Genomic DNA, 13,129 nt, shown 5'->3' with positions numbered 1-13,129 from the left:
TCATGAACAAACAAAAACTAATCGGCCCTTTTAAGCAACTGTTGACAATGAACGTGTTGCCCTTAAAAGGCGCTCTATCGGATAGTCAATTACATATCATAGAAAACGGGGGGCTACTGGTTTCCGAAGAAAAGATTGTAGCTACCGGTCTGTACGAATCTTTAAAAAAAGACCATCCCAAAGCAGAAATGTTCGAATTAAAGGGCGATCATGTCTGCCTTCCCGGTTTTATAGATGCCCATACACATATATGTTTTGGAGGTTCTAGAGCCAACGATTACGCTTTGCGGAATTCTGGCAAAAGCTATTTGGAGATCGCAAAAGCCGGAGGTGGCATCTGGGATACGGTTACCCAAACCAGATTGGCCTCTAAAGAGCACCTAACAAAGAGCACCCTAAAGTTGGCCAATCGCCATCTTAAAAACGGAACGACCACTTTAGAGGTTAAAAGTGGTTATGGATTAACCGTTGCCGAAGAACTAAAAATGCTACAGGCCATACAAGATGCCAATTCATCCCTTAAAACAGATTTGATACCAACATGCCTTGCGGCCCATATGCTCCCCAAAGATTATGACGGCAACGAAACGGCCTATTTAGAGGAAATAAGCACTTTGTTGTTCCCTAAGTTAAAAGAGCAACAATTAACCAACAGAATAGATGCTTTTGTAGAAGAAAGCGCATTCTCCGTAGCACAGATAACCCCATATTTCTCAAAAGCGAAAGAAATGGGTTTTGATATTACCGTACACGCCGATCAATTTACGACCGGGGGAAGCCAAGTGGCCGTAGATTTTAACGCGATCAGTGCCGATCATCTAGAGGCCAGTACCGAAAAGGAAATTGAGCTCTTGGCAAAGAGTAACACCATAGCCACGGCATTACCGGGGGCATCTATTGGTCTGGGATGCAATTTTACTCCCGCCCGTAAACTTTTAGATGCCGGTGCCACCCTTGCCATTGCCAGTGACCACAACCCCGGTTCTGCACCAATGGGCGACCTACTTACCCAAGCTACTATTTTGGGCACTTTTGAAAAATTGACGAATGCCGAGGTATTGGCAGGTATAACCGTTCGTGCCGCCGCCGCCCTTAACCTTAACGACAGAGGAAAATTGACCCAAGGCCAGTTAGCCGACTTTAATTTATTTCATACCGATAATTACCAAGAAATATTATACAACCAAGGCAACCTAAAACCTTGTATGGTATGGAAAAAAGGTGAATTGGTCTTTAATAAACACAAAGCTTGATCATGGATTTTAAATCTCAAATACTACAGGGAATTCCTTCTGAATTGCCTCCAAAAAAACATCGTTCGAACAAGGTCAGTCATGCCCCTGCAAGAAAGGATATACTTTCTGTTGAAGAAAAAAAACTGGCGATCAGAAACGCCCTGCGTTATTTTCCGGAAGAGTGGCATGGGGAACTTTCCAAAGAATTTGCCCAAGAACTAAAAAATTATGGGCGCATTTACATGTATCGTTTTATGCCCGATTATGAAATGTACGCCAGGCCCATTTCAGAATACCCTTCGAAAACAAGCCATGCTGCGGCCATAATGTTAATGGTACAGAACAATTTGAATCCTGCCGTTGCACAGCACCCCGAAGAGTTGATTACCTATGGCGGCAACGGAGCCGTGTTTCAAAACTGGGCCCAATACCTATTGACCATGCAGTATTTGGCGACAATGACAGATGAACAAACACTACATATCTACTCTGGGCATCCCATGGGACTTTTTCCTTCCTCTAAAAATGCACCAAGAGTAATCGTCACCAATGGTATGATGATTCCTAACTATTCCAGTCCCGACGATTGGGAAAAATACAATGCCCTTGGCGTAACGCAATATGGTCAAATGACAGCTGGGTCTTATATGTACATAGGCCCCCAAGGCATTGTACACGGCACTACCATTACCATTATGAATGCCTTTAGAAAAGTTTTAAAACCCAACGAAAGCACGAAAGGAAAGGTGTTTTTAACGGCCGGACTCGGTGGTATGAGCGGAGCGCAGCCAAAAGCCGGTAATATTGCGGAATGCATTACTGTTTGTGCCGAGGTCAATCCCGAAGCTGCTAAAAAAAGACATAGACAAGGTTGGGTAGATGAATTAATAGAGGATATAGATATTTTGGTGGATAGAACCAAAAAGGCCATTGTGAACAAAGAGACAGTGTCCCTTGCCTTTATAGGAAACGTCGTTATTGTTTGGGAGCGTTTTTACAAAGAAAAAATATTTGTGCATCTGGGATCGGACCAGACATCATTACACAACCCCTGGGCAGGAGGATATTACCCCGTAGACCTAAGCTTTGAAGAAGCCAATCTGCTTATGAGTTCAGACCCTTCGCTATTTCAGGAAAAAGTAAGAGCATCTTTACGAAGACACGCTGCCGCCATTAACGAACACACCAAAAAAGGCACTTATTTTTTCGACTACGGAAACGCCTTTTTGTTAGAAGCCTCACGGGCAGGTGCCGATGTAATGGCAGAAAACAATATTGATTTTAAATACCCCTCTTACGTTCAAGATATTTTGGGGCCTATGTGTTTCGATTATGGCTTTGGCCCTTTTCGTTGGGTATGTACCTCTGGCGACCCCAAAGATTTAAAGACCACCGACGCCATAGCACAGAACATAATGGAGCAGATAAAATTAAACGCCCCAAAAGAGATCCAGCAGCAGATGCAAGACAATATAAAATGGATAGCCGAAGCAGAAAAAAATCAGTTGGTCGTAGGCTCACAGGCCCGTATTTTATACACCGATGCCGAAGGAAGGGCCAAAATTGCAGAGGCCTTTAACAATGCCGTTGACTCAGGAGAAATTTCAGCACCCATAGTTTTAGGTAGAGACCATCACGATGTTAGCGGAACAGATTCTCCGTATAGAGAGACCAGTAATATTTATGATGGCAGTAAATTTACGGCGGACATGGCGATCCATAACGTTATTGGCGATAGTTTTAGGGGCGCCACATGGGTCTCTATCCATAACGGTGGCGGCGTTGGATGGGGAGAAGTCGTCAACGGAGGTTTTGGAATGGTCTTGGACGGGTCTAAAGAAGCTTCAAAAAAACTAAAAAACATGCTCTTTTATGATGTGAACAACGGAATTTCACGCAGAAGCTGGGCACGGAACAAAGAAGCCATATTTGCCATAAAAAGAGAAATGGATCGCACACCCGAACTAAAGGTAACTTTACCTAACTTAGTCGACGATCATCTATTACAAGATTTGTTTTAAACGAATAATTTATGCCAAAATACAAGCCTACTAAAGCTAATATATATTCGGGAAGGGCTTCTGACCAAGAATTGTATTTACATGAAAAGATCTCATGTGCCAATATTTCCGATCTGAGCACCAACACCGATACCAAGTCTATAGCACTTTTGGGATATGAATGTGATGAAGGTGTAAAATTGAACCTAGGTCGACCAGGAGCCGTAAACGGGCCCGATGCCATTAGAAAACAACTGGCAAAGCTGCCCAATCACCTTACCACAAAAACACATTTTTATGATGCTGGTAACGTAAGACACGGAAAGGGCAAACTTGGCGACACCCAAGCCTTGCTTTCCGAAAAAGTAAGCGAGCTATTAAAAGCCGGTGTTTTTCCTATCGTTTTGGGTGGCGGACATGATATGGCATATGGTACGTATAACGGAATAAAAATGGCCAAAGATGGTGCCACTATCGGAATTATTAATTTTGATGCCCATTTCGATTTACGTTCCAATATAAATGGCTCCAACTCTGGCACTCCTTTCTATCAAATAGCCGAAGATTGCAAAGCAAACAATCTTCCATTTCACTACCTATGCATGGGCATAAGACAGGATGCGAACGACTCTTCCCTATTCCAGACCGCCAAGAATCTGGAGGTAATATACATACAGCGAGATACTTTTAGAATAGAGTTCCACAACGAGATCAACGCTTGGATAAATGCCTTTATCAAAAATGTGGATCTAGTTTATGTTACTATAGATCTAGACGGTTTTTCGTCGGCCTATGCACCTGGGGTAAGTGCACCGTCACCTATGGGTTTTACCCCCGATGTGGTCTTGGAAAGCTTAAAGACCATTACGCACTCGGGCAAGTTGGCGGCCGTTGATATAGCGGAAATGAACCCCATTTATGACGTAGACAATCAAACGGCAAGACTCGCCGCTTCATTGATACATGGTATTATCCATGCCCATTAGAAAAACCGACCCTCTTAAACAAAAAAAGCCTCCCTGTAATGGAAAGCCTTTCATTGGTTACTACCGATTTATAAAATCGATAACCATAATTGCCTCAAATGTTGTTTGAGGCACAACACAACAAGACAAAGATAACAAAGGTTTTCAACTTTTGGCAAATAGTTGTAAAATATACATGTTATAAACACCTTTTTAAAGACACTTCTTTAAGTGTATTGACTCTACAGACCATAACACACCCTACTGACTACCAATACATTTAAAAAAAAATTAGAAAAAATTTAACTCACTTTTCGCGAGATAAAACCTAACTTATAATAAAAAATGAAAGCTTCTTCACATGTGTGGGTACTAATTACCACAATGGCCTTGATCACGGTCACTATTATGTCCGTCATGGACTTTTCGTTCAATTGGATTTTTTATTGCACCGTCTTAGGGCAGACATTGGTTATATTAATGGTGTACAAGGTACTCAAGGAAAAATATAGTACCCATAAAGTTTTTGATGATTTCTATGAGGATGCCCCTATCGGTGATAGAATTAACTAGAAAGAGACATCTCATCATGGTTTTTGGCCCTTGAGTTCGAGGTCATACCAAGTTCGGGTATAACGAACAATGGTATCTGGGTATGAAAGGCAACTCTTTTTACTATCGGCTCCCTAGTCAACTGTTCCATATAACTATGCTGATAGTTTAACATGGCCAATAAATGAATACCCATTTCCTTAGAAAAGACCTCAAGTGTCTTTGAAACGGAATTCAACTCTGAAATTGTATGTATGTAGTGCTCAACATCACCCAAATATTTACGTAACATCTCTAGGTTAAACTGTTGTAGCTCCGTTAGGTTTTTAATTTCGTATTGCACATGCACAACCCTTATGGTGGCCTTAAAATAATTGGCCAACTCTATCAATGGCCTTAACTCCGATTTCGTATAAAATCTTGTAAAATCAGTAGCAAATGCTATTTCCGAAGGTTTTTTAAAATCGTGGTTGTACGGAATGGCCAGTACCGGACAGTCTTTTATGGTTTTAATGACACGAACCGTATTGCTTCCCATAAACACATCCTCTAAACTACTGGCACCCTTGGTACCCATAATCACCATTTCTATTTTATACAAGGCTACGGTCTCGACAATTTCATCCACTAACAGGCTAAAAGATGATATTGTTTTAAATTGATGTTTTTTATTACTGTGTTCTTTTTCAATTTTGTCCAAGATCTTATCAAGACCTTTTTTTGAATACTCTTCGGCACTATTGGTCAAACGGCTTCCTTCTACCGATGTGGCCATAAACCTACTGCTAGATATTGCAGGTGTGTACGTATTCAACAAATAAAAAGTACACTCTTGGTTACGGAACATCGCCAAAGCATACTTTACGGCGTTCCATGCACATTCAGAAAAATCGGTAGGAATCAATACATGCCTCATAAATACCTTATTACTAATAAATATGGGTTAAAAATATCTCTTCAAAAAAAGTAAAACTATGACATCCATCAGGTTTTAATAAGAGCTCCGCCCCTTAACCTATCCAGTTCTTTTTTATCAAAACCCTTCGGCCAATTCTTTTAGCGCACGTTCATCGATGATGCCTATTTTCTTACCGGAAGTCTTAAGAAAACCTTTCTTTTTAAATTCGGATATAATTCTAATACACGATTCAACGGCAGTACCTACAACGTTGGAAATATCTTCCCTAGAGAGCGTAAGGGTCAAAAAACCATCCTCGTCTTCCCCATAGTTGCTTTTTAGATAAAGGAAAGCCTCTGCAACCCGTTGTTTGACATTTTTTTGGCTCATGTTCACCACTACATCGTCCGCCTCCTTTAAATCATGGGCCATATGGCGTAAAACCTCCAGCGTAAAATTAGGATTGGTCTGTAAGGTAGAAACAATGTGTTCTTTTGGTATAAAACATACCTCCATATCGCTAACGGCCACGGCACTTAGGTTTACGTTTTCCTCCGCAACTACAGATCGTTGCCCTATAACGTCTCCCTTGCTCGCCAATTTAACGATCTGATCTTTACCGTTTGCACTTAATTTTGAAAGTTTGGAGATACCGTTTCTTATACAATAGACACCATCGAGCTTTTCACCTTCCTCGAAGATCGGCTCCCCTTTTTTTATGCTTTTGGTAACTTTCGAATCGGACACTTTTTTTAACTCTTCCTTACTCATGGCACGTAAAGAATTAAACTGTCGAATTATGCAACTTTCACACCTGCTTTCCATTTGAAAAAAAATTATAAGCGGTGAAAATAACCATTCCAAGAAAATTAAAAATTGATAAATATCATGTTTTTTGGTACTTTCAAACAGCATCTTTGCAAAAGGGTATAAGTAAACGGATTATGGACAAACAAAAGTGTTATCACTGTGGTGACGAGTGTGGTTCTGGCGCCATCGTATATGATGAAAAGCATTTCTGTTGCAATGGATGCAAAACCGTTTATGAAATCTTTTCAGAAAATGACCTCTCCTATTATTATGATCTTCAGTCCGGTACGGGTAGCACTCCAACGGCCATAGAAGGCAAGTACGATTTTTTGGAGAACGACACCATTATCGACCGGTTAACCGAATTCAATGATGGTAGTCTACAAATAGTAAACCTGTACATTCCCCTTATACATTGCAGTTCTTGTATTTGGGTACTGGAGAATATGAACAAGTTAAATCCGTTCATCACCCAATCTCAAGTAGATTTTCCGAAAAAAACGGTCCGGATCACCTACAATAGTAAAGGAATATCATTGAAGCAACTGGTCGTATTATTAACAAAAATAGGATACGAGCCATATATCTCTTTAGATGATTTTGACAACAAGAAAAAAAGTGCCGATAGAAGTCTTATCTATAAGTTAGGGGTTGCCGGCTTTGCCTTTGGCAATGTCATGTTCTTATCGTTCCCCGAATATTTTGACCTTAGTACCAGCGAGGCATCCGGTGGGGAGTATTGGCTGAACCAATATGAAGATGTGTTCAGATGGTTGATGTTCGCATTTTCGTTGCCCGTGGTCTTTTATGCCGGAGCAGATTATTTTATATCCGCTTACAAAGGACTGCGCAGTAAAATATTGAACATAGATGTACCTATATCCTTAGGTATTTTGGTATTGTTCTTACGAAGTACCCTTGAAATTATATTTGATTGGGGAAGTGGTTTTTTTGACTCGCTTACAGGCTTGGTTTTCTTTTTGTTGCTGGGCAAGTTCTTTCAACAAAAAACATATTCGTTTTTGTCTTTCGAACGCGATTACAAATCTTATTTCCCTATTGCGGTAACCAAGATTTTTGAAAACGGCAAAGAAGAAAGCACCCAGGTGCACGAAATAAAACAAGGGGACAGGTTACTGATAAGAAACGAAGAATTGATTCCCGTAGACGGTATTTTATTAAAGGGAAAGGCAAAAATAGATTACAGTTTTGTCACCGGTGAATCAGTACCCGTAGAAAGGGAATATGGAGACAAAGTGTTTGCAGGAGGCAGACAGCTTAACGGCCCGATCGAAATGGAGGCGTTAAAATCCGTTTCTCAAAGTTACCTTACCCAATTATGGAGCAACTCGGTATTTAAGACCGATAAATCCACAAGGTTTCAAACACTTACAGACAGTATCGGCAAAAGATTCACCATTGGCGTACTCTCCATCGCTTTTTTGGCCACCGCTTTCTGGCTCTACTACGACCCGAGCAAGGCCATCAACGTATTTACGGCGGTCTTGATCATAGCATGCCCATGTGCCATTGCCTTGGCATCGCCTTTTACCTTGGGTAACATGTTACGGATCTTTGGACAGAAAAAATTCTACTTGAGAGATACAACGACCATTGAACAATTAGCCCAAGTAGACACTGCCATATTTGACAAAACAGGAACTATTACCACGACTCAGAAAAGTACCGCCACCTATGAAGGTATGCCGTTGACCCCGAAAGAGGAATCACTTTTAAAAAATACGTTACGAGCCTCCAACCACCCACTTAGCAGGGCCTTGTACGATCTTTTGGAAGAGCAGAACATTGTGACCCTAGATGATTATGAAGAACATTTGGGAAAAGGAGTGGAAGGCAGTAAAGACAATGAACACATTAAGATAGGATCCTCTAATTTTGTGGGAAACCACCAGGCCGGTGACAGTGCAAATACCGCTGTGCATATTGCAAGCAACGATCATTACAAAGGCAAATATGTTTTTCATAACCAGTATAGAGAAGGGGTCTCAGATCTTTTCAAAAATATGTCAGAAACCTTTCAACTAGCTATTTTGTCGGGTGACAACGAAGGAGAAAAAGCCAATTTAGAAAAATTGTTGCCTAAACTCACCCCCTTGTTTTTTAACCAAAAACCGGAAGACAAGTTAGAGTTCATAAAATCTCTTCAAAATCAGCATAAAAAAGTATTAATGGTAGGTGACGGCCTCAACGACGCAGGAGCTTTGGCACAGGCAGAGGTAGGTATCGCGGTCTCGGAGAACATCAATGTTTTTTCCCCTGCATGCGATGGCATCATGGATGCTTCCAAGCTTAAACAACTCTACAACTACATCATGGCTTCCAAAAAAGCCATGAGGATCATAAAATTAAGTTTTATGTTATCATTGTTATATAATGTGATAGGGCTCTATTTTGCCGTTACAGGACAATTAGAACCGGTAATCGCCGCCATATTAATGCCATTGAGCTCTATTAGTGTAGTAGGGTTTACAACAATTATGACTAACCTTGTAGGAAGAAAACTGAACTAAATGATTAAAAAACTACAATTAAAATTAACCCCGTTGTGTTTAATGAGAATTGCCTTGGGCATAGTATATCTGTGGTTTGGCAGTCTAAAACTCTTCCCTAACTATAGTCCAGCGGAACAACTGGCCATCGACACCATAAACAAACTTACTTTTGGTATACTCGGCGACCAATTTGCAATCTTGTTATTGGCATCGATGGAACTGGCCATTGGTCTTTTTTTAGTCTTTAATTTATTCAAAAAACAAGTAGTACTGGTTGCTCTATGCCATATCGCCTGCACTTTTACGCCCTTGTTTCTGTTTTACGACCAATCTTTTAATGACAGCCCCATGGTACTGACATTATTAGGACAATATATAGTAAAGAATTTGGTATTGGCCTCCGCTCTGTTCGTTATTTTAAAAGAACCCGATTTAATAAAAGAGCAATAGCCATAATCATTTTAATAGATACGAACCGATTATAAAAAAAACCTGATAAATATCATATTTAAAACTAATCGTCAACGGTAATTTTACCCAATAATTCAAAAAGGTATGAGTGTTATTTATATTCTATTGGCTATCAGTATAACTGTTGCCATCATTTTTTTTGTCGCCTTTATCATATCGGTAAAAAATGGACAATACGATGATTCCTACACTCCATCGGTAAGGATACTTTTTGAAGACGAACTTGTCAAAAAAAAAAAGAATTCAAAGAAAACCAAAATAGATACATCAATAGAAATCAATAACTAATCAACTATGGAAGTACAGCAGTTCTATTACGATAATAAAATCGTAAAAAAGTTTATCTACGCTACAATGTTCTGGGGTATAGTAGGCATGTCAGTTGGTCTTTTGCTCGCTTATATGTTTATGTTCCCTAACCTAACGGATGGTATATCCTGGTTAAGTTTTGGTCGTCTTAGGCCTTTACACACCAATGCGGTAATCTTTGCCTTTGTCGGTAATGCCATTTTCGCGGGGGTCTATTATTCTACCCAACGCCTTTTAAAGGCCAGAATGTTCAGCGACATTTTAAGCAACATTAATTTTTGGGGCTGGCAATTGGTTATTGTCGCCGCAGCAATTTCGCTCCCTTTAGGTTTTAGTACTTCTAAAGAATATGCGGAGTTGGAGTGGCCCATAGATATAGGCATCGCCATTGTTTGGGTAGCCTTTGGCGCCAACCTTATCGGCACCATGATAAAAAGAAGACAACGACATTTATATGTTGCCATTTGGTTTTATTTGGCCACGTTCGTAACGGTTGCGGTACTTCATATATTCAATAGTTTGGCATTGCCAGTTACGGCAATGAAGAGTTATTCTGTATATGCCGGTGTACAAGATGCCTTGGTACAATGGTGGTACGGCCATAACGCGGTGGCTTTTTTCTTGACCACTCCGTTCTTGGGCCTTATGTACTATTTTGTACCTAAAGCGGCCAACAGACCTGTGTACTCCTACAAACTTTCCATAGTTCACTTCTGGTCATTGATATTTATATACATCTGGGCAGGTCCTCACCACTTATTATATTCAGCCTTACCTGATTGGGCACAGAATTTGGGTGTTGCCTTTTCTGTAATGTTGATAGCTCCGTCTTGGGGTGGTATGATCAATGGATTATTGACTTTAAGGGGCGCTTGGGACAAAGTACGTACCGACCCAACCTTAAAATTTATGGTAGTGGCCATTACAGGTTATGGTATGGCAACGTTTGAAGGCCCTATGCTATCACTGAAAAACGTAAATGCCATTGCGCACTTTAGCGACTGGATCATTGCCCACGTTCACGTAGGCGCACTTGCATGGAACGGGTTCTTGACCTTTGGTATGATCTATTGGTTGGTGCCAAAAATGTTCAAAACCAGATTAGCTTCCGTAGGTTTGGCCAATTTCCATTTCTGGATAGGAACCTTAGGAATTATACTTTATACACTGCCAATGTATGTTGCCGGGTTTACACAAGCCCTTATGTGGAAAGATTTTAACCCGGACGGCACCTTGGTATACGGTAACTTTTTAGAAACCGTACACGAGATAATGCCCATGTACTGGATGCGTGCCATAGGTGGTAGTTTATATATTATCGGTGCGCTTACAATGGTGTACAATGTAATCGTAACGATCAGGTCCGGACAGGCCGTTAAAGATGAATTGGCAGAGGCACCGGCATTAACAAGGGTATCAAAAAGCAGAACCTCTGGAGAAACGTTCCACACTTGGTTAGAGCGTAAACCTATACAATTGACCATTTTGGCCACCATTGCCATTCTTATTGGTGGTATGGTACAGATCATACCTACCCTATTGGTTAAATCGAACATACCTACCATTACGAGCGTTACGCCTTACACTCCGCTAGAATTGGAAGGTAGAGACCTGTATATACGAGAAGGTTGTGTTGGTTGCCACTCTCAAATGGTACGACCATTTAGAAGTGAGGTAGAACGATATGGCGAATATGCCAAAGCTGGAGAGTTCGTTTATGACCGTCCATTCTTATGGGGAAGTAAAAGAACAGGACCAGATTTGTTAAGGGTAGGTGGAAAATACACCGATAACTGGCACTTAAACCACATGTACGATCCGCAAACCACTTCATCTGGATCTATAATGCCTTCGTACTCTTGGCTAATAAGAAACAAGCATGATCGCAGCGATATAAAAGCTAAAATGAGGGGCTTGGCCAAGTTAGGGGTTCCATATACCGAAGAGGACATCGAGAATGCCGAAGCCCGTATGACGGAACAAGCCATAAAAATTGAAAAGAATCTGTACAGTGATCCTGATTTTGCCTCCACATACGAGGCCGATAAAAAATATGCGGCCGAAAACGGAGAAGAATTCGTAGAAATGCGCGACAGGGAAATCGTAGCATTGATAGCCTATTTGCAACGTCTAGGAACAGATATCAAAATAAAGGAAACAAACGTAACAACCTCTAAAAACTAAGAAGCCATGTTAAAATTCGTAAAAGGATATATGGAAAACATTGAGGGTGTAGCCACCTATCCAATGATATCACTATTAATCTTCTTCGTCTTCTTCGTCGTATTGTTTTGGTGGGTATTCACCGCATCAAAATCATACATCAAAGAGGTTAGCGAGATTCCTTTAGAAAACACTAACCAACAAAATAATGAATTATGAAAAACTTAGGACCTTGGTGGATTAGACTGCCACTACTCTTTTTTACGACTTTTGGCCTGATGGAGTATTTCATAGACTCCGGTGATCAGCCTGCATTCATAGCATATCCAATGGCGTTAATGTTTTTAGTTTTTATACTGTTATTGCTTATAGGTATAGAGCTGATCTTAGCGGCTATTGAAAATGTAATGTTCCAAACACTATCAGAAGAAGCAAAAGAACGTTACATCGCTTCTAAAAACAAAGGATTTGAATGGAGCTGGGGCAAAAAGATGTACAAAAAACTCCTTGGATCAAAACCTATAGAAGCCGAGGAAGAAATTATACTGGACCACAATTACGATGGTATTCGTGAGCTGGACAACAAGCTACCGCCATGGTGGGTATATATGTTCTATGCCACTATTCTTTTCTGTGTTATCTATTTGGTTCGTTTTCACGTTTTTCATGCTTACGACCAAGAATTGGAATACGAACAAGAGGTTGCCCAGGCTCAAATAGAAATAGAGGCCTATAAAAAAACGGCCAAAGATTTGGTAGATGCCAATAGTGTTACCCTGTTAACGGAAGCTTCCGATATTTCTGCAGGTAAAACAATTTTCGAGTCCAATTGTGTGGCCTGTCATATGGCCGACGGTGGCGGTGGTATTGGCCCGAACCTGACCGATCAATATTGGATTCTCGGTGGCGGCATTAAAAATGTTTTCAACACCATATCTGAAGGTGGTAGAGATGGTAAAGGTATGATTTCATGGAAGTCTACCTTAAAACCGGCTCAAATAGCCCAAGTGGCCAGTTATATACTTACAGAGATCAATGGAAGCACACCGGCCAATCCAAAAGATCCAGAAGGTGACGTTTGGGTAGATCCAGATGCTCCCCAATCGGAAGAAAAAGTAGAACAAGTAATAGATTCTACCGTTACGGTAGCAGAAGACGAAGTCGCTATTAATTAAGACAAACAATTAAAAAATAAGTAAACTGATTGCCGAAC

At 40.6% G+C, this 13,129-nt stretch carries 12 protein-coding genes; 10 read left to right on the top strand and 2 right to left on the bottom strand.

What is annotated here, in order from left to right; genetic code table 11:
• Window positions 1-2 precede the first annotated feature (2 nt).
• The 4 genes from hutI (at window position 3) to J8L85_RS05540 (ending at window position 4,773) form a co-directional block, all read left to right on the top strand.
• Window positions 3-1,253: an imidazolonepropionase gene (gene hutI, locus J8L85_RS05555; RefSeq protein WP_211015349.1), complete on the top strand. Its 1,251-nt coding sequence runs from the start codon at window positions 3-5 to the stop codon at window positions 1,251-1,253.
• Between the two features lie 2 nt (window positions 1,254-1,255).
• Window positions 1,256-3,256 (top strand): urocanate hydratase, encoded by a 2,001-nt coding sequence (locus J8L85_RS05550; RefSeq protein WP_211015347.1) that lies wholly within the window; start codon window positions 1,256-1,258, stop codon window positions 3,254-3,256.
• An 11-nt stretch (window positions 3,257-3,267) separates the two neighbouring features.
• Complete coding sequence (hutG, locus tag J8L85_RS05545; RefSeq protein ID WP_211015345.1) at window positions 3,268-4,221, top strand: formimidoylglutamase; 954 nt, start codon at window positions 3,268-3,270, stop codon at window positions 4,219-4,221.
• 324 nt (window positions 4,222-4,545) lie between these two features.
• On the top strand, window positions 4,546-4,773 hold the full coding sequence (locus J8L85_RS05540; protein ID WP_211015343.1) for a hypothetical protein: 228 nt from the start codon (window positions 4,546-4,548) through the stop codon (window positions 4,771-4,773).
• Here the strand turns inward: J8L85_RS05540 and J8L85_RS05535 are convergent.
• Both J8L85_RS05535 and J8L85_RS05530 read right to left on the bottom strand, forming a co-directional pair.
• Complete coding sequence (locus J8L85_RS05535) at window positions 4,766-5,668, bottom strand: universal stress protein (RefSeq protein ID WP_211015340.1); 903 nt, start codon at window positions 5,666-5,668, stop codon at window positions 4,766-4,768. The two genes, J8L85_RS05540 and J8L85_RS05535, sit on opposite strands and share 8 nt — an antisense overlap.
• Before the next feature lie 117 nt (window positions 5,669-5,785).
• Entirely contained in the window at window positions 5,786-6,421 is a 636-nt protein-coding gene (locus J8L85_RS05530; protein WP_247656562.1) for a Crp/Fnr family transcriptional regulator, read from the bottom strand.
• 173 nt (window positions 6,422-6,594) lie between these two features.
• Here J8L85_RS05530 and J8L85_RS05525 point away from each other — a divergent pair, with 173 nt between their 5' ends.
• The 6 genes from J8L85_RS05525 to J8L85_RS05505 all read left to right on the top strand — a co-directional run bounded on the left by J8L85_RS05525 (window position 6,595) and on the right by J8L85_RS05505 (window position 13,091).
• Entirely contained in the window at window positions 6,595-8,991 is a 2,397-nt protein-coding gene (locus tag J8L85_RS05525) for a heavy metal translocating P-type ATPase metal-binding domain-containing protein (protein WP_211015335.1), read from the top strand.
• The gene (locus J8L85_RS05520) at window positions 8,992-9,423 is read left to right on the top strand and encodes a DoxX family membrane protein (protein WP_211015332.1); all 432 of its coding nucleotides are present in this window, start codon (window positions 8,992-8,994) and stop codon (window positions 9,421-9,423) included.
• A gap of 105 nt (window positions 9,424-9,528) precedes the next feature.
• Entirely contained in the window at window positions 9,529-9,732 is a 204-nt protein-coding gene (gene ccoS / locus J8L85_RS05515; RefSeq protein WP_047246467.1) for a cbb3-type cytochrome oxidase assembly protein CcoS, read from the top strand.
• A 6-nt stretch (window positions 9,733-9,738) separates the two neighbouring features.
• Entirely contained in the window at window positions 9,739-11,937 is a 2,199-nt protein-coding gene (gene ccoN, locus J8L85_RS05510; RefSeq protein ID WP_211015329.1) for a cytochrome-c oxidase, cbb3-type subunit I, read from the top strand.
• Between the two features lie 6 nt (window positions 11,938-11,943).
• Window positions 11,944-12,135, top strand: coding sequence for a cytochrome c oxidase subunit IV (locus J8L85_RS17995; RefSeq protein ID WP_047246469.1), 192 nt, complete (start codon window positions 11,944-11,946; stop codon window positions 12,133-12,135).
• Complete coding sequence (locus J8L85_RS05505) at window positions 12,132-13,091, top strand: cbb3-type cytochrome c oxidase N-terminal domain-containing protein (protein WP_211015327.1); 960 nt, start codon at window positions 12,132-12,134, stop codon at window positions 13,089-13,091. Before J8L85_RS17995 ends, J8L85_RS05505 begins: the two co-directional genes overlap by 4 nt.
• Window positions 13,092-13,129: the final 38 nt, after the last annotated feature.

It is taken from the genome of Maribacter sp. MMG018, from assembly GCF_018100785.1.
Taxonomy (GTDB): domain Bacteria; phylum Bacteroidota; class Bacteroidia; order Flavobacteriales; family Flavobacteriaceae; genus Maribacter.
Note: the sequence above shows the minus strand (reverse complement) of the source record. Positions and strands in the feature narration are given on the sequence as shown.